Raw genomic sequence first — 19,564 nt, forward strand, 5'->3', positions numbered from 1 at the left:
CCATGGCCCGCCCGCGTTTAAAATGTCACTATGCCTTATCACTATAAACGGGGCGGCGACCACCTGTCGGCCGGCACCCCGGAAACGGGCCCCGCGCCCGCACGCGACAGCCCCCTGATGACCGAACAACCGGACGAACCCAGCACCGAAATCCGTGAACTCCGGGCCCGCAAGCGCCTGGTATATGCGCTGGTACTTGTCGGCGGGATCGCGATCACCCTGCTCAGCTGGTGGTTCCGCGGACCCGACGATCCCTTCCTGGCCCGGGTCTATCCGCCGTTCGCGGCTGTCCTCGCCGGGCTGCTGGTGGTGCTGTGGCGGCAATGGCTGACGCTGGAACACCTCGAAGGGCTGATGGTACTGGTCGCCTCCGCGCTGATCCTCGGGCGGCTGGCCTGGCACATGCACTTCGCCGCCGGGATCGAGCAGCAACTGATGGTGCTGGTCGGCGGCCATTTCTGGGCCGTGGGACTGCTGGTCGCCGGCGCCTTCGTGATGCTCGACCGGCGCCGCGGCATGATCGCCGGGATCGTCATCCTCGGGATCTCGATCCTGCTGACGGTCACCGGGGCCCTGCGGGAATACATGGCAGCCGCCCCGCCCGCGGCCGAGACCCTGATGTACCTGGTGCGCGTACATGTGTTCCTCGGGCTGCTGCTGGCCCTGCTGGCCGCGGTCGCCGGGATGCGCGACCAGCTGCAGCGCGCCCTGCTGCGCGCCGAGATCCTGCACGACTGGGCGACCACCGATCCGCTCACCGGCCTGGCCAACCGCCGCGCCGCCGAGGCCGGGCTGGAACGCGAGATTGCCTATGCGCGCGGCTACGGGCAGCCAATGAGCGTGATCATCGCCGATCTTGACCATTTCAAGGACGTGAACGACACCCACGGCCATGCCCATGGCGATCGGGTGCTGCGCGAGGTCACCGCCCGGCTGCAGGCACGCGTGCGCGACAGCGACCTGACCGCCCGCTGGGGCGGCGAGGAACTCCTGGTGGTCGCCCCCGGCATCGACCTGCGGGAAGCCACGGCGCTGGCCGAGCGCTGCCGGCGGGCCCTGGCCGAGGAGCCCGTGGCGGGCCTCGGCATCACCGCCACCCTGGGCGTGGCCGAATTCACCCCGGAAGACGACCGCGACTCCCTCCTCGCCCGCGCCGACCGCCAGCTCTACGCCGGCAAGGCCGCGGGCCGCAACCGCGTCGTTCCCCCGCCCGACCCGCTACCCGGCACCTGAACACACCCCGCGAGCGGCGCATGCGGGACGCCGTCCCGTTCGCTATTCGGCACCGCCCGAGTCACCTTCGGGCTCCTCGCCGAACCACACCAGGGCATATTCCTCCGACAGCGCGGCGCCGATGGCCTCCCATTCGACCTCGGACCATACGCCCCGATTGACCATCACCTCGTGATGCGCGTCGCTGTCACGCCAGATCCGCAGCGCCTCCTCCCGGTCCATGCCGGAACTGCGCCAGGCCGCGATCTCGTAACCGGCATGAGGGTAGTCCTCGCCGGTAATCTCACGCGGCTTGCGGCGCATGCACTCCGCGGATGCCTTGTCCCCGGGGCGATAGCAGCACGCGGTCCAGTCTCCCTCCTCGGACCAGCTGTGCAGGTTGCACTGTTCGCCCTCCGCGGCATCCGCGGACTCCAGGTCCTCCAGGTGGGTCTTCGCGACCTCGGCCAGCGCGGGCGACCAGGCCACCGGTTCCAGCCCCCGGTCCTCCCGGTGTTCGTTGACCGTCTCCACCAGACGTTCGCCCGGCGACGGAGGCGTGGCACAGCCGCTGACGAGAAGCAGCAGCACAACGGGCAACAGGCTCGGCCATGCGGCCGGGCGCGGGATCGGCAGGCGTCGCAAGGTCAGTCCTCCAGCATGTAGGCCAGGATCAGCGGCGCGACGATGGTCGCGTCGGAATGGATATCGAAGCGCGGGGTCCCGGGGCGCAGCTTGCCCCAGGTGATCTTCTCGTCCGGGGGCGCGCCGGAATACCCGCCATAGGTGGTTTCGGCGTCGGTGATCTGGCAGAAATAGCCCCAGGTCGGGGTATCCTCCAGACCCAGTTCGCGGGTAATCAGCGGCACCACGCAGATCGCGAAGTCGCCCGGGATGCCGCCGCCGATCTGGAAATAACCAATCCCGGGGGCCGGGTCGCAGTTCTCCAGATACCAGCGCACCAGGCGGTTCATCTGTGCCGTACCCGGCTCCACGCAGTCGTGGCGGGCCACGTCACCGCGCATGACCGCGGCGGAAAACGCATTGCCGGTGGAGGAGTCTTCCCAGCCGGGGGTCCAGATCGGGACGCCGCATTCATCGGCGGCCAGCAGCCAGCTGGCCTCGGGCTCGATGAAGCGTTCGCGCAGCCACGCGTCGCGCAGCACGTCCTGCAGGTAATCGGCGGGCGAAGCCTGGCGCCCGGATCGCGCCGCCGCCTCCCAGCGCCGGATCAGCAGCGACTCCACCGTCTGCATCACCGTTTCCGGGATGCCGATGTCGGTCACCCGGCTGACCCCGCGGGCGTACAGTTCGGCCTCGCGCTGCGGCCCGAGGGTGCGCCAGTCCGGCAGGGTCTCGTAGGTGTCGGCGCCGATCAGGCGAAAGGCGTCCTCCTCGAGATTCGCGCCCGTGCAGGCGATCCCGTGGATCAGGCCGGCGCGGATGGCGCGCGAGAGGATGCGACCGAACCCGGCGCTGGACATCGCTCCCGACATCGACAGGAACATGCGCCCGCCGGCGTCGGCGTGGTCGCGCCAGGCGCGCGCGGCCGCGCGCAGCTCGCGGGCGTTGAAATGCCCGTAATGGCGCTCGATGAACTCTGCGACCTGCATCCGCTCAGCCCCCGGCCCCGGCGCCCGAGTAGACGCCGCCCGAGCTGCCCCGCTCGGAGATGGTCTGACCGAACCCCCCGCGATCGGAGCGGTTGCTCACCCGGCCGGCGATGGGCGCGCCCGGCGCCGGGATGATCGGCATCGGGATCACCCAGGTCTCGGGGTCGCCCAGGGTCATGCGGGCGGTGTCGAAGCCGGCGGTGTAGAGCTCGTGCAGCCAGTTGGCCAGATCGTCCTCGGGCGTGGCATCGGCGTCCGCGGCCACGTGCACGACCCGCGCGATACCGGCGGAGCGCAGGCTCTCCGGCCCGGGGAGGATGGAGTCATCGATGAAATAGCGGTTGTCGTAATCGCCGGGGCCCGGCGTCGCGGACGTCAGACGGCGGGCATCGCAGACCCACACCGGCGGCGCGTCCGCGGGCACGCCGCGCGCCCAGCGCGCCGCCACCCGCGGCGCCATGGTCACCATCGCGTTCACGACTTCACGCGAGTCGACCATGATGCGGGGATCCCCCGCGTGCGGGGGCGCGACCGTGGGTTCCGCGTCCAGCCGGCGCATCATGCCCGCGGGCTCGGAGTTGGCCCGCGGCCAGTGATCGAAGGTCGCGATCAGCTGACAGGTCCCTTCGGCAAAAAGCGTCGCCGCCATCTGCACGCTCAGACCGCCCGGCAGGTCCACCACCGTCAGGGTATCCGGACGCAGCCAGTCCCAGGTGCCCGGGGGACGCTCGGCGGCAATCCGCTCGTGCAGCTGCTGCTCGTGTGGTTGCAGCTTGAGGCGATCGATCCCGGCGAACAGCGTCGGGCAGTGATACGGCCGCCACGGCCCCTCCGGATGCGGCCCGTACAGGCGGTACAGCCGTTCATGGTGCATGTAGTCACGCCAGTCTTCGGAGACCGTCTGCCCCTCCACCGGCGGTGCGGCATCGGGGTCTTCGGTGCCGGTCCCCAGCGGGGACCCCAGGCGTTCAAGCAGTTGTAACCATCGTCGGGACATAGCTCGCATCATGCTGGATCACGGGATGACGGCTGACCCGGGTGTGATACCCAGCGAATTCGCCGTCGACGAGAAAGACCCCCACCACCGGGTAGCCCATGCCATGGGAAAACCACAGCGGTGCGGGTTCGAAGAATTCCTGCAGGACGAAGCCCTGCGGGTCCTGCAGCGCGGTATCCAGGGCCTCGTCCCAGGCCTGCGCCGACAGCGCGGCGCCAATCCGGATGCCCTCGCCCATGCGTCCGTAGGTGCGTTTCAGCACCCATTCCTCGCGCTCGGCCAGCCACGCGTCACGCCCCTCCGCCCGGGGATAGCACGAACGGGTGAAGTCACGCGCCAGCGTGGCCTGCGTGGCCTCGGACAGGCCCAGCGCATGTTCGGCCGGAGCCGCGTGAAAGCGCTTGCTCTCCGCCACCACGGCGGTCAGCGGGTTCATGCAGGGCACCTCCTGCGCAACCCGCAGCCACGCCTGCGGGTCGGGCAGCCCGGGAATCCATTCCGCGGGGTAATGCCGGAACAGCGCATCCACCGGCCGATCGAACAGGTGCGGACGGTCATCACGCCACTGCAGATTGGCCGGCGAGCCGATGACCGTCGCATGCCCGGCCGCTTCCAGCCATCGCGCCACCGCGGCGACCTGCTGCAGATCCACCGACCAGGCGGTTGCGTGGACCAGACCGATGCGCGGCCACGGCGCCAGCGCGGCGGTGATCGCCGCGGCCAGGTCCCCGGCCGGCTGCATCCCGCGCACGCCCGTCGCCGCGGCGACGGTGGCGTCCAGCTCCGCGGTCTCGGCCAGCCCGCCGGGCACGTCCTGATTGAACTCGCTGATCCGCCAGCATTCGTCGGTGCTCCAGTGGAAGTCACAGCGCGTCAGCCGCGGTCCGGGCGCAGGCGCCGTGGCCACGACCTCGCGCAGTTCGGCCGGCACCCCCACCGCCTCAAGACAGGCCGGCTGAGTGCGCACCGCCTCCTCCATCTCGCACTGTGCCGCCCAGGCGGTCTGCGCACGCCGCACCAGCGCCCGGTGCTCTTCGGCGCCCAGCACCAGGAAATCCGGCAGCACCGTGGGGTCGCCGGCCTGGTGCATGTCCCACTTGCCCAGCTGCAGGGACAGCCGTTCCAGCAGGCGGCGCACCTGCGGCGGCTCCAGCGGCCAGGGTTCGGTTCTCACCCGCGCAGTCCCAGCAGGGTCGAGACCAGCGGTGCCAGCACGACTCCGGCCAGCGCCAGCAGGATGTAGACCCCGCCCTCGCGATCGCGCGAGCGGACCGCCGGCACGCCTTGGTCGCCGGCCTGATCGCCGGCCTGATTGCCGGCATGGGCCGGCGCGGGCGGCCGCATCACCTCGTGGCCCAGCACCGGCAGGGCGATCACGCTGAATCCGATCAGGGCATCGGCGAATCCGCGATAGTCGCCGTGTACCGCGTAGGTCAGGGTGATCGCACAGGCGATCATGAAATAGGCGGCCGCCTTGGCGTCCTCCATGTTGCGATCGCGCACCACACGGCGGTAGAAGTCGGTCTTCTCCCGTCGGATCCACAGCCCCAGGGTCAAGACCAGGATCAGCCAGCCCATGCCGAAGAACCACGGGGTGATCCACCAGCCATCCTCGTAGCCCGGCAGCACCTCGAAGACCCAGCCGTACTCCAGCCCGCCGGCCTCCAGATCGCCCCAGCTCGCGCCGCCGAAGATCATCCCGGTCGCCAGCACGAACGCACCGAGGAAGACCCCGGCGGCAAGATTGCCACGCTCGAACACGTCCACCTGCAGGCGCGGGCCGAACAGCTGCCCGGCCACCTGTCCGAAGACCTTGATCGCGGCGAACGCCATCAGGGCGTAGAGCACGAACCAGAACCCCTCGATGGTCGGGTCGGCGTGATGCACAAGCACCCACAGGCACCATGCAAAACCCAGGATGATCCCCAGACGCACCGCGCCGATCGCCGCATTGCCCCGCCGATACAACGGGTGCAGGCGCGAGGCGCGGTTCCAGAGCAGGCCAAAGAAGGAGATGACCAGCGCCATCCCGAACACCACACCGGTGTCCGGCCAGAAGATGTCGGCCTCATAAAAGAAGACCGCGGACAGGGCGCCGACCCACACCCCGATCATCAGGGGCCCGATCATCTTCTGCAACAGATAGACTTTATGATCCGTGTACATCTCGCGCCCCATCCGGAAACACGCCCAGCGGCTGGGCCATACAATGGAAGGTGCCCCCGAGATGCACCAGCGCGCGGGCATCCAGCCCCACCGGCCGGTGATCCGGCAGGCAGTCGGCCAGCACCCCCAGCGCGACCGCATCCTCGGGCACGCCGAACTGCGGCACGATCACGCGCCCGGGAGCAATGTAGAAATTGGCGTAACTCGCCGGCAGCCATTCATCATCGGGACCCTGCAGCACGGGGGCCGGCAGACTCACGACCTCGGGCGGGCCGGTCACCAGATCCAGCGCGCTCAGACGCCGATGCATGTCCTCCAGCATCGCCGCGTCCGGGTGCGCCCCGTCTGCCGAACGCATCGCCACGATGCGATCCGGGGCCACGAAACGGGCCAGGTTGTCGATATGACCGTCAGTATCATCCCCGCTCAGGCCACGCGGCAGCCAGTGCACCCGCCGCACGCCCAGGGTCGTGCGCAGGGCCCGTTCCATCTCCGGCATGTCGGGATTGTCACGCGCGGGCGCGCCCAGCACCGATTCGGTGGTCAGCAGATCCCCGGCCCCGCTGGATTCCAGCGCGCCCCCCTCCAGCGTCAGCGGCAGGCGCTCGCGGCGCTGGCCCCAGCGGCGCGCCAGCATGAGCGGGACCAGCGCATCCAGTTCGCAGGGGTGCTTGTTGCCCCAGCCGTTGAAGCCACCGTCGACCAGCAACGTCCGTGAACCCTCGCGGACCCACAGGGGGCCGGCATCGCGCATCCAGATGTCGTTGACCGGCAGCGGCTCCAGCCGCAGCGAGATCCCGTCCTCGCCCCCCAGCAACGCACCCGCATCTTCGCGTTCCTCGGGCGATACCAGCACGCATACGGGTTCCACCTCGCGCAACTCGGCGACCAGCTCCCGAAAGGCCGCCAGCACGCCGGCGTATTGCCCGCGCCAGGCCTGCTCCGCGGACGGCCATGCGAGCAGCGTGCCGCCTCGCGGTTCCCACTCCGCCGGAAACCTGCGGACGGGTGCGGTCGGATGCGTTCTCGCCGCACCCGCAACATGATCGTCCGTATCCGCTGCCGCCGGCACCGCCCCCATGACCTCTCCCCTCCCCCCTTGAAGACACCCCGAAGGTCACACTCCGGGCGCGGATAATGCCACAACCCTGCGAAGCCCTCCACCGGACCACTCCGGCACGCGTTACACTGCGATGAACAGTCGTCACAATTACGGGCGAGGAGCCGGAACCACATGTGGCTTAGGGTCACCAGCGAACTGGACATGCATCTGACGGCGGCCAGCCCGATGCTGCTGCTCCTGCGCCCGCGCAGCGACGCCCATCAATGGGTGGCCGCCGATCGCTATCGGGTTACCCCCGACATCGACGTCGCCGAATACACCGACCGCCACGGCAACCTGTGCCAGCGGCTGATGGCGCCGGCCGGACCATTCTCGATCCATGTCAGCGCCGATGTGCGCATCCGCCCGGAGCCGGTTCACGTCACCGACGCGCTGTTCGTCCCGGTCGAACAACTGCCCGACGACGTGCTGGTCTACCTCCTGCCCAGTCGCTTCTGCGAAGCGGACCGGCTGGGCCGGAAGGCCTGGGAAATCGTGGGTGGCTGCCGCCCGGGCCACGAACAGGTCACCGCGATCTCGCGCTGGATCCATAGCCACATCGAATACCGCACGGAAACCGACCCGACCCCGATCTCCGCCAGCGAGGTCCTGGCGCGCGGCAGTGGGGTGTGTCGCGATCTCGCCCATCTGGGCATGGCCCTTTGCCGCAGCCTGAGCATCCCCGCACGGATCACCGCAGGGTACGTGCACGACCTGGAACCGATGGACCTGCATGCGTGGTTCGAGGCCTGGGTCGGCGGGCGCTGGCACACCTTCGACCCGACCCAGGCCCGGCCTGGCAACAGGCGGGTACGCCTGGCCTACGGGCGCGACGCGGCCGATGTCCCGCTTTATCATCTGTTCGGCCCCCCGGCGATCCCCACGCGCATGGAGGTCTCGGTGGAGACCCTGACGCCGGCCGGTTGACCCGGGCGCCGGTTTCAGGAGCCGACCTCAGGAACCGGCCGGCTTCTTCTTGCTCTCGGATTTCGAGGCATTCACCGCACGCTTGAAGCTCCAGTTCCGCAGCTCACGGATCTGCTCGACCATGGTCTTCGACAGCGGGACCGTGCTGATCGCCGCCCGGATGATGTCCTTCTGATTGAACGTCCGCCCCTCGCGGTAGGCCTCGATGCGGGCCGAACGCACCAGCTGCTCGATCTCGGCCCCGCTCCACTCCTTGGTGGTGGCGGTGAGATACCCCATGTCGAACTGGTCCGGATCGCCACCATGATGGCGAATGTGCAGCTCCAGGATCTCCCGGCGCTCGTCGGCGTTGGGCAGATCCAGAAAGAACAGCTGGTCGAAGCGGCCCTTGCGCATCAGCTCCGCCGGCATCAGCTCGATGCGATTGGCAGTAGCCGCGACGAACACCCTGGGCGACTTCTCCTGCAGCCACGTCAGGAAGCTGGAGAAAATGTTCACGTTACCGCCGCTGCCGGTGGAGTCGAAGCCGAAGGCATTCTCCAGCTCGTCGATCCACAGCACCACCGGCGCGATCTCGTCGGCGATTCGGGTCGCGCGGGCGAACGCGTACTCCGGCGTACCAAAACTGCCTGACAGCACCAGACTCATGTCCAGACGCGCCAGCGGCAGGTCCCACGCCGCCGCGATGGCCTTGGCCGCCATGCTCTTGCCGCAGCCGGAGACCCCCATGAACAGCACCCCGGCGGGCAGCGGCACCCCTTCCTCGTAGGCCTTTTCCGAGAACAGGTCGGCGCGCGTGGTGACCCACTCCTTGAGCACCCCGAGCCCGCCGATGTCCTCCAGCGAACGCTGCGGGGGATAGAACTGCAGCACGCTCTCCTTGCGCAGGATCTGGCCCTTCTCCTCCTGCACCTCGCGCAGCAGGGTGTCCTCGTCGACGTCCTGCATGCGCAGCAGGCGCGAGGCCAGGTGGCCGGCCTCGTTGAGCGACAGCCCGCGCATCCCCGCCGCCAGACGGAACAGCAGCTCGCGCGAATGCGCCTCGGCGCCGCGACGCCCCTCGAGAAACTCCAGCAGTTCCTCTTCGGTGGGCAGATCCACGTCGACCAGGAAGATCTCCTTCTTGATAATGTCCGGGAGATGCAGCTGCGGGCAACTGACGAAGACCACGTTGCTGGTCCCCTTCAGCTCGTAGTAGAGATCGCGCAGTCCGCGCACCAGTCCGGGGCGCTGGTCGAACCATACCGGCAGATCCTTGAACAGGCTCATGCGGGGCGGATCACGATGACCGGCGATGCGTGTCAGCGCCGCCTCGGGATCATGGACCGCCGGCTCGGCCTCCACCGCCGGCCCGCCCGACGGATCCTCCTCCAGGGCAGCGAAACCGCGCGCCGCTGACCACACCTGCAGCCGGCCCTCTTCCCCGTAATATTTGCGGGCCACCTGCTGGAGCAGGCGTTCGATGCGATCCTCGTCCCAACCCTGCAGGTAGATGATCGGGTAGCGCGAGTGCAGCCCGCGCAGGATCCGTTCCACCGTCGGGTTCCGCTTCGCCGCCATTTACGCTCCTGAGTCCGGGCTACGGGCCCCAGTATAGACCGCTGCCATCACCCGGGCGCAGCCCGCCACGGTTTGACGGGACCATGGCATTCGTGATTCTTTCCACACAGAATCACGAGGGGGCCAGCATGGTCGACCGCAGCCTGACCGGGCACGAAATCGTTCTCGAACCGCACGACACCATCCAGTCCCGCACCGATACCCGCGGCGTCATCGACCTGGCCAACAACACCATGGTGCGCATCTCGCAATACAGCCGCGAGGAACTGATCGGCGCCCCCCACAGCATCCTGCGCCACCCGCACATGCCGCGCGCCGCCTTCTACGCGATGTGGCAGATCATCCAGGGCGGCGACGAGTTCTTCGGTTTCGTCAACAACCGCGCGAAGAACGGCGACAACTACTGGGTCTTCGTGCGGGTGGCCCCGCGCACCTCGGCCAGCGGCGAGATCACCGGCTACAGCTCGGTGCGCATTCGCCCCAAACGCGAGGCCGTCGAGGAATGGTCGAAGATCTATGCCGACATCCTCGCCGTGGAACAGAAATATCCCAGGGAAGAACAGGTCCAGGCCGGCTATCAGGCGATCCAGAAGGCCATGCGCAAGCGCGGTTTCCGCCACCTGACCGACTGGGTCATGAAATCCGTATAGCGCGGGGGCATGTTGCAGCACGGACGCCGCCGGCGTAACGTTTGAGTCCGTGAGAACAACGTTTTCGAGGCCTTGATCCATGCACGCCATCCAGGAAGATCCCCGGCAACAGGAACGCGAGCTGCGCGCCCGGCGCCGTTCGCTCAACCTGCTGGTGGCAGCCACCGCCGCGGTGCTGGCGTTCTGGGCCCCGCCGGGCTACGACTCCCCGGTGGCCACGGTAACCCAGGCGGACTGGTCTCAACTGGACTGGCCGGGCAGCGAAGCGCCGGGTTCGGCCGAAGTCACGGAATTCCGCCCGCAGCTCCCGCCGCCGGGCGTGGATGCCGATCAGGTCACCATGGAAGAGAGCGACGACACCATGGTTCTGACCCTGGATCGCGAGCTGGAGCGCACCTCCGGCGACCTGCGCTCGCGTGACCGCGTCGAGCGCGCGCCCGCCGACTGATCCCCTCTACGCAAGCCCGGATGAGGCCCCGAGGCGTTCGCCTGCCCGTCCTGCGGCTGCTGCCGGCGCTGTGCCTGCTGTTGCTGACGGCCGGCATTGCCGGGTCGGGAACGGCCCTCGCCGATTCCCCGGCCGCCACCGTCACCGCCGGGGGTGAGCCCGTCCCGGTGCAGCGCTACCCCGCCGACCACGGCCCCGTCCTGCTGTGGTTTCCCTCCGAGCATGGCCTGCAGGACGAGCACCGCCAACAGGCCCTGGCCCTGCAGGCACGCGGCGTGGAAGTCTGGCTCACGGATCCGTTCACCGGGCATTTCCTGCCGGAGGCCGCCTCTTCGTTCGACGACATGCCGCTGGCCACCGTACCGGATCTGCTGGACGCCGCACGCGAGGAGACCGAGCGCCCGGTGTTCGTCCTTGCAAGCGACCGGGCCTGGCCCTGGCTGCTCACCGGGCTGCACCAGTGGCAGCAGGCCAACCCCGGCTCGGAGGATCTCGCCGGCGTGCTGATGCTCAGCCCGTTCCTGCATACCGGGGCGGACGCCGCCGAGCCCGAGCTCCAGCCGATCGTCCACTACAGCAACCTGCCGGTCTTCATCCTGCAGCCCGTACAATCTCCGCAGTTCCAGCACCTGGGCCGCGTGCGCGCGGCGCTGGCCGAAGCCGGCAGTTCGGTGGGCGTGAGGCTGCTCCCCGAGCTGCGCGACCGCTATTTCTTCCGGCCGGACGCCACCGCCGCCGAACGCCTCGCACGCGAGGCACTGCCGGGCGAACTGCTGCGCGGCATGGACCTGCTGGCCCGCACGCCCTCGGCACGCGAGCCGCGCGTGCCCGCGGCGGATGTCGATCTCGCGGTGCGCACCCCGTCGGGCACCGACGCCCGCCTGAATCCGGTGGAAGAGCAACCGGACGCGCCGGAACTGATCCGTCCCGATCTGGCCGGTGAGGAACACGACCTGCGCGACTACCGCGGCGAGGTCATTCTCATCAACTTCTGGGCCAGCTGGTGCCCGCCCTGCGTGCACGAGATGCCGTCGATGCAGCGCCTGGAAGACAAACTGCGCGACGAGGGCTTTCGCATCCTCGCGGTGAACCTGGGCGAACCGGAAGACACCATCCGCGCGTTCATCGAGGACGAGGTAGAGACGGAGTTCACCATTCTGCTCGACCCGCAGCAGAAGTCGCTGGAAGACTGGCGCGCCCTCGCCTTCCCCACCAGCTACGTCATCGACCGCGAGGGGCGCGTGCGCTATGCCCTGTACGGGGCCATCGAATGGATGGAACCCGGGGTCGTCGAACAGATCCGCGACCTGCTGGAGGAGTAGCCGGCAAACGCCGGGCGCGAACGTGCACATTGATCGGCGTTTGCCTAGGATACGGGCACCACAATGGAAGCGAGGACGATCATGACGGAAAACACCGAGGGACGACTCCCCAACCTGCCCGTACCCCTGTTCGCAACCGTGATGGGCATGGCGGGCCTGACCCTGGCCTGGCGCACCGGCGAAATCGTCTGGGACGGCCCGTCCACGATCAGTGCGGCACTGACCGGACTGACCACGGTGCTGTTCATCTTCCTCGCGATCGCCTACCTGTCGAAACTCAAGGGCTGGCCGGACAAGGTGAAAGAAGAGTTCAACCATCCGGTCAAGCTGAACTTCTTCGCCGCCACCTCCATCTCGTTGATCCTGCTGTCGATGCTCTGGTTGCCGGTGGCCGAAGGGTGGGCGCTGGCCCTGTGGATCGTCGGCGTGATCGCTCATCTGTTGCTGACACTGACTGCGATGGCGCACTGGACCGGTGCCCAGCCGATGCCGATCGAGTCGATCAACCCGGCCTGGTTCATTCCGGTGGTGGGGAACATCCTGATCCCGCTGCCCGGCGTGGCCTTCGGCCTGATCGAGCTGTCGTGGTTCTTCTTCAGCATCGGCCTGGTGTTCTGGATCGTGCTGATGACGCTGGTGTTCTATCGCTTCATCTTCCACGACCCGCTGCCCGAGCGCATGATGCCGACCCTGGCCATCCTGCTGGCACCCCCGGCGGTGGGCTTTCTGGCGTGGATCGAACTGACCGGCGAGGTGGACGCCTTCGCGCGCATCCTCTACTACATCGGCGCGTTCCTGTTCCTGCTCCTGCTGGTGCGCCTGCCGGCGTTCCTCCGCCTGCCCTTCTTCCTCTCCTGGTGGGCCTATTCGTTCCCGGTCGCGGCGTTCAGCATTGCCACCATGGAATTCGGCCGGCATGCGGCCCTGCCGCTGATGGAAACCCTGGGCGTGATCCTGCTGGCACTGACCACCATCCTGATCGTCGGCCTGGCGCTGCGCACCCTGAAGGCGGCCCGCGCCGGAGAGATCTGCCGCCCCGAGTAGGCCGGGACCGCGTCAGAGTTCGTCGCGGACCCAGCGGATGATGTCGGGGGCGCGCATCGCCCCCGGCTGCCGGGCAACCTCCCGACCCTCCTCGAACAGGGCGAGGGTCGGGATACTGCGAACGCCGAAACGGGCCCCCAGGGCCTGTTCGCTATCCGTATTGATCTTTGCGAGCCGCACCCGGGGTTCCAGCTCGGCCGCCGCACGCTCGAACTCGGGCCCCATCATCTTGCACGGCCCGCACCACGAGGCCCAGAAATCCACCAGTACGGGGATGTCGTTGCGCTGCAGGTGCCGGTCGACGTTGTCGCCGGTCAGTTCCGCAGGTCGCGCACAGAACAGTGCCCCGTGGCACTGACCACACTTCGGTGCGCCCCCGATGCGGCGCGACGGTATGCGGTTCACGGCATCGCAATGCGGACAGACGACATGTACGGATTCCTTCATTGCAATCACCTCGGGGCCGGAACCAGACTTCCCCCCCTGTATAGCATCCGGAACACGGGGCCGTGCGGAAGACCCGCACGAATTCCGGCACTGCCTCATGAATACCCGGTCAACGTTGCACGCAAGCGACGAGTTCTGTATTCGTATATGCGGACCTCCCGAAATACCCGGTCCGCGAGCCGCACCACAACGCCCCACCCGAACCCCGAACGGTACGCGCATGAGTGACAAGCTCGTCGTAGAGGATCTCTACAAGATTTTCGGGCCGCGCCCGCACCGCGCCCTGGAACTGATGGAGCAGGGTCTGGACAAGGATGCGATCTTCGCCCGCACCGGCAATACCGTGGGCGTGCGCGAGGCCAGTTTCAGCATCCGCGAGGGCGAGGTCTTCGTGATCATGGGTCTGTCCGGTTCGGGCAAGTCGACCATGGTCCGGATGTTCAACCGCCTGATCGAGCCCACCGCCGGCCACCTGTACGTGAACGGCGAGGACATCACCCGCATGAGCCGCAGGCAGTTGATCGACCTGCGCCGGCGCGACATGTCGATGGTGTTCCAGTCGTTCGCCCTGCTCCCGCACAAGACCGTCATCGAGAACGCCTCGCTGGGCCTGGACGTCTCCGGTTTCGATCGTGTCCGCCAGCACGAACGGGCCCTGCAGGCCCTGGAGGCCGTGGGGCTCGGCGCGCACGCCAACAGCTACCCCGACGAACTCTCCGGCGGCATGCAGCAGCGTGTCGGCCTGGCCCGCGCCCTGGCCACCGACCCCACCATCCTGCTGATGGACGAGGCTTTCTCCGCGCTGGACCCGCTGATCCGCACCGAGATGCAGGACGAGCTCATGCGTCTGCAGGAACAGCGGAGCCGGACGGTGGTATTCATCTCGCACGACCTCGACGAGGCCATGCGCATCGGCGACCGCATCGCGATCATGCAGGGCGGGCAGGTGGTCCAGATCGGCACGCCGCAGGAGATCGTGTCGAACCCGGCCAACGACTACGTCCGCTCGTTCTTCTACGGCGTGGACGTGAGCCAGGTGTACTCCGCCGGCGACATCGCCCGCCACGATGCCATGCCACTGCTGCAGACCGGGCAGGCGGACGCCGCCGGGGCCCGGCAGCAGCTGGGTGCCGATGGCTGTGCCGTGCTGCTGGACGAAGGGGCACGCTTCCGCGGCCTGGTCTCCGCACGCAGCCTGACGGACGCCGCCGATCTCGACGCCGCACGCATCGACGGCATCGACACGGTGGAGGCCTCCACCGCCATGTCCGATGTCCTCGGCCGCGCCGCCGCCAGTGACTGGCCGCTGGTCGTGGTGGAAGACGGCCGTTTCATCGGGACCCTGTCGCAGCGCGACCTCCTGCAAACCCTCGACCGGACCCATCAGTAGGCCCATCCCCCATGACGCAAGACGAACCGGACATCCAGGACCACGAAACCGTCGGACCGCTCGAATCACTGGCCGAGTGGTTCAGCGAGACCGTACTGGAACCGATCACCATCGGTGACTGGATCGAGGACGGGGTCGACTGGATCAGCGACAACCTCGAGGGGCTGCTGGACGGGATCGAGGCGGTCATCCGCGCCCTGGTGGACGCGACCGAGTTCCTCCTGCTTTACCCGCTGTGGCTGACCGCCTTCCTGATTGCCGCAGGCGTATGGATGCGCTTCGGACACAAGATCGGAGCCATCACCACCGGCGCGCTGCTCGTGGCCTTTGGCCTCGGGGTGTTCTCGGAAACCGTTCAGGCGCTGCTGTGGTTCCCGCCACCCTGGGTACTCGCCGTATTGATTGTTCTTGGCGGGATCTGGCGGGTCGGCTGGCGTTTCGGCCTGTTCGCGGCGGTGGCGCTGCTGCTGATCTTCTCGATGGAGCTGTGGCCGGAGACCATCCGGACGCTCTCGCTGGTGGTGGCCTCGTCCATTGCCGCCCTGATCATCGGCCTGCCGATCGGCATCGCGATGTCGCGCAACGACACCGTGGAGATGCTGGTGCGCCCGGTGCTGGATCTGATGCAGACCATGCCACCGTTCGTGTATCTGATCCCGGCGGCGATCTTCTTCGGTCTGGGGACCGTACCCGGCGCGATCGCCACGCTGATCTTCGCCATGCCGCCGGCGGTGCGCCTGACCAACCTCGGCATCCGCCAGGTCAGTCGCGAGCACGTGGAGGCGGGCCAGGCTTTCGGCTGCACCCCGCGTCAGCTATTGTTCAAGATCCAGCTGCCGCTGGCGATGCCGTCGATCATGGCCGGCATCAACCAGACCATCATGCTGGCGCTGTCCATGGTGGTGATCGCTTCCATGATCGGGGCCGGCGGCCTCGGCGGCACCGTGCTCACCGGCATCCAGCGCCTGCAGGTCGGCGTCGGCTTCGAGGGCGGTCTGGCCGTGGTATTCCTCGCGATTCTGCTCGACCGCATCAGCCAGAGCTTCGGCCAGCGCCGGCGCGAGGGCAATGCCTACGGCAATCTGCTGCGCTGGTTCTTCAGCGGCCGGCAGAAGGCCGATGCCTGATCATCCGTTCATCCACGCGGCCGCCCCGAATCCCGGCGGCCGGATGCTCAAGAAGCAACAAGGAGAACCGTAACCATGATGAAGAAGAAACTGCTGACGACCGCCACGGCCGCTGCCCTGTCCCTGGGCATGGCGACCTCCGCCGCGCAGGCGGACGACGTGCGCATCGGCTGGACCGCCTGGGCCGATGCCGAGTTCATCACCCAGGTCGCCGACCGCGTGATCCAGGAACGCCTGGACACCGGCGTGGAGCTGGTGCAGACCGACATCGCCCCGCAGTACGCCGGTCTGGCCGGCGGGGACCTGGACATGATGCTGATGTCCTGGCAGCCGATCACCCACGAGGACTACATCGATGAATTCGGTGACGAGATCGTCGACCTGGGCGTGCTGTACGAGGATGCGAAGCTCGGCTGGCTGGTCCCGGAATATCTCTACGATTTGGGCCTGACCTCGATCGAAGACCTGCAGGATGACGAGTGGCAGAACCGCCTGAACGGGCAGATCCAGGGCATCGACCCGGGCGCCGGTCTGACCCGCCTGTCGCATGACACCATCGAGGAATACGGCCTCGACTTCGACCTGATCGAAGCTTCCGACGCCGCCATGACCGCCGCGCTGGACCGCGCCATCCGCCGCGACGAGGCGATCGTGGTCACCGGCTGGAGCCCGCACTGGAAGCTGGGTGCCTACGAGCTTGAATACCTCGAGGATCCGAAGGGTGCCCTGGGCGGTGCCGAATCCATCCACGCCATGTCGCGCACCGGCTTTGCCGACGACCATCCCGAGGTCGCCGCCTTTGCCGGCTGCATGAACATCGACATCGACCTGCTCAACGAGTACATGTATCTGGCCGACGAGGAGTCCACCGGCCACGCGGTGGACAAGTTCTTCAATGACGAGGCCGGGCTGGTCGACGAATGGGTGGCCTGCGCCCGTAACTGATCCCGTCCAGGGAACGCACCGGCAGCCTCGCGCTGCCCCCGGGCCCGGCCTTCTGGTCGGGCCTTTTTTGTATCCGGCGTTCTCCCCGATCGGGCCTTTAATCGGCCAGACCCGGCCGCGTAGGAGGCCGGCCCTCCGGCCGATTTCACGTCCGGGTACCCCCCTGCGCCGAATCGGCCAGGGGGCTGGCCTCCTGCCTTTTCAGGCGGTTCAGCCCGCCGCGGAAGGCCCGCGCGCGGAACCCGGCCCGCTGCATGCGCTCGGCGATCACCGCCGAATTGCTGCCGCGCTGGCAGTAGAGCACGTATTCGCGGTCGGCGGGCCAGTCGGCGAACGTCTGCAGCAGGGTGTCGGCCGGGTGGTTTTCCGCCCCCGGCCAGTGCCATTGCCGGTAGGCCTCCGCGGGCTGGCAGTCGATCACCGTGGCCCCCTCGGGGATGCGGTCCACGAAGATCCCTTCACCCTCGCCCGCAACCCCGTCCGGTCCGTCATCCGCCGCCAGCGGATCGCGCTCGCACACCGCGTCGATCGCCTGCTGCAGAACGGCCGGATGCAGCGCGTCTTCCGCCCGTTCGATGCGCGAGGTCCGACTCTCGACCAGCGGCGGCTGCTCCGTCAGCGCGCAGAACTCCGGCACCCGCTCGCACAGCTCGAAGGTGCCGATCGCCCGCGCCCGGTCGGTGATCTCCTGCTTGTCGAAACCGATCAACGGCCGCAGCACCGGCAGCGTGGCCACCGCGTCGATAGTCTGCAGATTGGACAGGGTCTGCGAGGACACCTGACTCAGGGCCTCGCCGGTGACCAGGGCCTCGGCCCCGCTGCGCGCCGCCACCGCCTCGGCCGCACGGTACATCAGCCGTTTGAGCACGATCTGCCACATGTCGCCGGGGACGCTGGCGCGCAGATCCTCCACCACCGCCTCGAAGTCGACCACGTACAGCCGCGGGCGGGTGCCGTGTGCCCAGTCCCCCGCCAGGCGTCGCGCGATCGCCGCCACCATCGCCTCGTGCGTGGGCCCGCCGAGGTTGCAGAACACGAAATCCGCCGTGGTGCCGCGCCGCATCATGTACCAGGCGGCCACCGCCGAATCGAAGCCCCCGGACAGCAGCACCAGCGTGCGCCCCTGCACTCCCAGCGGCAGCCCGCCGGCCCCGCGCCGCCGCTCGCTGAACAGCCAGGCCCGGTCCTCCTGCAGATCGATGCGCACGGTGACGTCGGGCGCATCCAGGTTCACCCGCCCGGGGCCATTGAGGGCCGCGCCCGCCTCGCGCTCGATGCGGGTGGCCGACACGCGCTTGGTGCCCTGGCGCTTGCAGCGCACCGCGTAGGTCCGGCCGCGCACCGCCTCGGTGAAATGCCGCCCCACGCCGTCGACGATGGCCTCCAGCTCCGGCTCGACCTCGGCCACCACCGGCGAGAAGGTGCTCAGGCCGAACACCCGCGGCAGGATCTCCAGCGCCCGCTCGCGCTCCGCCGTGCGCAGCAGCAGACGCCCCTGCGCGGTGGCCAGACGGTGCGGCACGTCCTCCAGTGCCCGGCGCAGGTTGCGCTGCAGGATGCGGGTGAAATGGCGCCGCGTACCGGGCGCCTTCAGGTGGATCTCCGGCGCCTGGCGGAGAATGATCAGATCGGATTCGGCAATCATTCGTTCGCGGGGTCTTCACCCGTCAGCAGTTCATCCGGCGCCGGCCGCAGATAGCTCTGCCGGCACACCCAGTCCAGTTGCAGCGCATCCGCGCGTTCCCGCAGCCGGCGCACCACCGACATGCGGTCCCGGCGACCCGCGCCGAAGTCCTCGATGGCGGCCTGCAGGGCCGCGCGTTCGTCCGCGGGCAGATATTCGCGGAAATGCCCCAGCAGGTGCTGCAGCACGTTCACGTGGGCGCCGCGCGTGGTCCCGCGCGCCAGCGCCCGGGCAAACACCTCTGCATATTCGGCCGCCAGCTCCGCGCGCGGACGCGTCCCGGCGGCCGCCACCAGGCGACCCAGGCGGTCGTAGTCCGGCCGGCCATGGGCCAGCAGCAGCATCTTCTCGCGCGCATGGAAGGCCGACAGGTCACCGGCGGTCCACTCGCCGGCCAGGCGTTCGCGCAGCCGCGCCAGGGCGAACAGCCGGATCACGAACGCCTCGCGCGCCGGCGCATCGTGCAGCGCGGTCTCGTCCACCAGCAGCCGCGACGGGGCAGCCGTTTCCAGCGCGGCTGCGAACAGCCCCGGACGCGGCTCGCGCTGGCCGTTGACCGGCACCGCGCGCCCGCAACTGGGCGAGCGCGCCTTCAGAACGTAGCCATCCGGACCCGCGGGCCCTTCCAGTTCCGGCAACCGCCCATCGACCCAGGCACGCAGGGCCGGCGCATGATCCTGTCCGCTTTCGCGTCCGCGCAGTCGCTGCGTATCCCCGGGCCCGCGTTCCAGCTGCATCGGCTCGCGTGGAGTGCCCAGACCGGCCTCGGCCTCCGGACACAGGGCCACGAGCTCCACATGCGGGAGCAGCACCTGCGTCAGCCAGTCGTCGCGGCGGTGACCGCCATCGTAGCGCACACGCTCGCCCAGCAAGCAGCGCGAGACCCCCAGACGGGGTCGTGGCGGGACAGTGTCGGGATCGTTCATCGTT

The 19,564-nt window shown here is 68.5% G+C and carries 19 protein-coding genes; 9 read left to right on the top strand and 10 right to left on the bottom strand.

The window, feature by feature from the left end; all coding sequences use genetic code 11:
* Positions 1–117: 117 nt before the first annotated feature.
* Positions 118–1,233 carry a GGDEF domain-containing protein gene (locus D893_RS07305; RefSeq protein ID WP_110619451.1) on the top strand — a complete coding sequence of 372 codons (1,116 nt, stop codon included), beginning with the start codon at positions 118–120 and terminating at the stop codon, positions 1,231–1,233.
* 42 nt (positions 1,234–1,275) lie between these two features.
* Here D893_RS07305 and D893_RS07310 read toward each other — a convergent pair whose 3' ends face one another.
* The 6 genes from D893_RS07310 to D893_RS07335 are packed head-to-tail and all read right to left on the bottom strand — an operon-like array spanning position 1,276 to position 7,069.
* A complete protein-coding gene (locus D893_RS07310; RefSeq protein ID WP_110619452.1) occupies positions 1,276–1,857 on the bottom strand; it encodes a CAP domain-containing protein in 582 nt (193 codons plus the stop codon).
* Between the two features lie 2 nt (positions 1,858–1,859).
* Entirely contained in the window at positions 1,860–2,825 is a 966-nt protein-coding gene (locus D893_RS07315; protein WP_110619453.1) for a deoxyhypusine synthase family protein, read from the bottom strand.
* A 4-nt stretch (positions 2,826–2,829) separates the two neighbouring features.
* Positions 2,830–3,822, bottom strand: coding sequence for a hypothetical protein (locus D893_RS07320; protein ID WP_038036335.1), 993 nt, complete (start codon positions 3,820–3,822; stop codon positions 2,830–2,832).
* Complete coding sequence (locus D893_RS07325) at positions 3,794–4,996, bottom strand: glutathionylspermidine synthase family protein (RefSeq protein WP_018947645.1); 1,203 nt, start codon at positions 4,994–4,996, stop codon at positions 3,794–3,796. Before D893_RS07325 ends, D893_RS07320 begins: the two co-directional genes overlap by 29 nt.
* Complete coding sequence (locus tag D893_RS07330; protein WP_110619454.1) at positions 4,993–5,988, bottom strand: hypothetical protein; 996 nt, start codon at positions 5,986–5,988, stop codon at positions 4,993–4,995. The genes D893_RS07325 and D893_RS07330 overlap by 4 nt, the downstream gene beginning before the upstream one ends.
* Entirely contained in the window at positions 5,972–7,069 is a 1,098-nt protein-coding gene (locus D893_RS07335) for an agmatine deiminase family protein (protein ID WP_110619455.1), read from the bottom strand. The genes D893_RS07330 and D893_RS07335 overlap by 17 nt, the downstream gene beginning before the upstream one ends.
* Before the next feature lie 153 nt (positions 7,070–7,222).
* Between D893_RS07335 and D893_RS07340 the strand changes: the two genes are divergently transcribed.
* Positions 7,223–8,017 carry a transglutaminase family protein gene (locus D893_RS07340; protein ID WP_018947642.1) on the top strand — a complete coding sequence of 265 codons (795 nt, stop codon included), beginning with the start codon at positions 7,223–7,225 and terminating at the stop codon, positions 8,015–8,017.
* Between the two features lie 27 nt (positions 8,018–8,044).
* Here D893_RS07340 and D893_RS07345 read toward each other — a convergent pair whose 3' ends face one another.
* Complete coding sequence (locus tag D893_RS07345; protein ID WP_018947641.1) at positions 8,045–9,577, bottom strand: AAA family ATPase; 1,533 nt, start codon at positions 9,575–9,577, stop codon at positions 8,045–8,047.
* A 128-nt stretch (positions 9,578–9,705) separates the two neighbouring features.
* On the opposite strand from D893_RS07345, the gene D893_RS07350 reads away from it, so the two are divergent.
* From D893_RS07350 to D893_RS07365, 4 genes are all read left to right on the top strand, one after another.
* On the top strand, positions 9,706–10,227 hold the full coding sequence (locus tag D893_RS07350; protein WP_110619456.1) for a PAS domain-containing protein: 522 nt from the start codon (positions 9,706–9,708) through the stop codon (positions 10,225–10,227).
* A 79-nt stretch (positions 10,228–10,306) separates the two neighbouring features.
* Positions 10,307–10,675 (top strand): hypothetical protein, encoded by a 369-nt coding sequence (locus tag D893_RS07355; protein WP_018947639.1) that lies wholly within the window; start codon positions 10,307–10,309, stop codon positions 10,673–10,675.
* A gap of 20 nt (positions 10,676–10,695) precedes the next feature.
* Entirely contained in the window at positions 10,696–11,997 is a 1,302-nt protein-coding gene (locus D893_RS07360; protein WP_110619457.1) for a TlpA disulfide reductase family protein, read from the top strand.
* 81 nt (positions 11,998–12,078) lie between these two features.
* Positions 12,079–13,041 carry an SLAC1 anion channel family protein gene (locus D893_RS07365; protein ID WP_110619458.1) on the top strand — a complete coding sequence of 321 codons (963 nt, stop codon included), beginning with the start codon at positions 12,079–12,081 and terminating at the stop codon, positions 13,039–13,041.
* A 12-nt stretch (positions 13,042–13,053) separates the two neighbouring features.
* Here the strand turns inward: D893_RS07365 and trxC are convergent, their stop codons facing one another.
* On the bottom strand, positions 13,054–13,488 hold the full coding sequence (trxC, locus tag D893_RS07370) for a thioredoxin TrxC (RefSeq protein WP_018947636.1): 435 nt from the start codon (positions 13,486–13,488) through the stop codon (positions 13,054–13,056).
* 220 nt (positions 13,489–13,708) lie between these two features.
* Here trxC and proV point away from each other — a divergent pair, with 220 nt between their 5' ends.
* From proV to D893_RS07385, 3 genes are all read left to right on the top strand, one after another.
* Positions 13,709–14,878, top strand: coding sequence for a glycine betaine/L-proline ABC transporter ATP-binding protein ProV (gene proV, locus D893_RS07375; RefSeq protein WP_110619459.1), 1,170 nt, complete (start codon positions 13,709–13,711; stop codon positions 14,876–14,878).
* Between the two features lie 11 nt (positions 14,879–14,889).
* Positions 14,890–16,005, top strand: coding sequence for a proline/glycine betaine ABC transporter permease (locus D893_RS07380; protein ID WP_110619460.1), 1,116 nt, complete (start codon positions 14,890–14,892; stop codon positions 16,003–16,005).
* A gap of 75 nt (positions 16,006–16,080) precedes the next feature.
* Positions 16,081–16,950 carry a glycine betaine ABC transporter substrate-binding protein gene (locus tag D893_RS07385; RefSeq protein WP_110619461.1) on the top strand — a complete coding sequence of 290 codons (870 nt, stop codon included), beginning with the start codon at positions 16,081–16,083 and terminating at the stop codon, positions 16,948–16,950.
* Positions 16,951–17,095: 145 nt separating this feature from the next.
* On the opposite strand, the gene thiI is transcribed toward D893_RS07385, so the two are convergent.
* Complete coding sequence (thiI, locus tag D893_RS07390) at positions 17,096–18,595, bottom strand: tRNA uracil 4-sulfurtransferase ThiI (RefSeq protein WP_110619462.1); 1,500 nt, start codon at positions 18,593–18,595, stop codon at positions 17,096–17,098.
* A complete protein-coding gene (locus tag D893_RS07395; protein WP_168409932.1) occupies positions 18,592–19,560 on the bottom strand; it encodes a DUF523 and DUF1722 domain-containing protein in 969 nt (322 codons plus the stop codon). The genes thiI and D893_RS07395 overlap by 4 nt, the downstream gene beginning before the upstream one ends.
* Between the last annotated feature and the right edge of the window lie 4 nt (positions 19,561–19,564).

The sequence above is a fragment of the Thioalkalivibrio sp. ALE21 genome, assembly GCF_003208255.1.
GTDB lineage: Bacteria > Pseudomonadota > Gammaproteobacteria > Ectothiorhodospirales > Ectothiorhodospiraceae > Thioalkalivibrio > Thioalkalivibrio halophilus.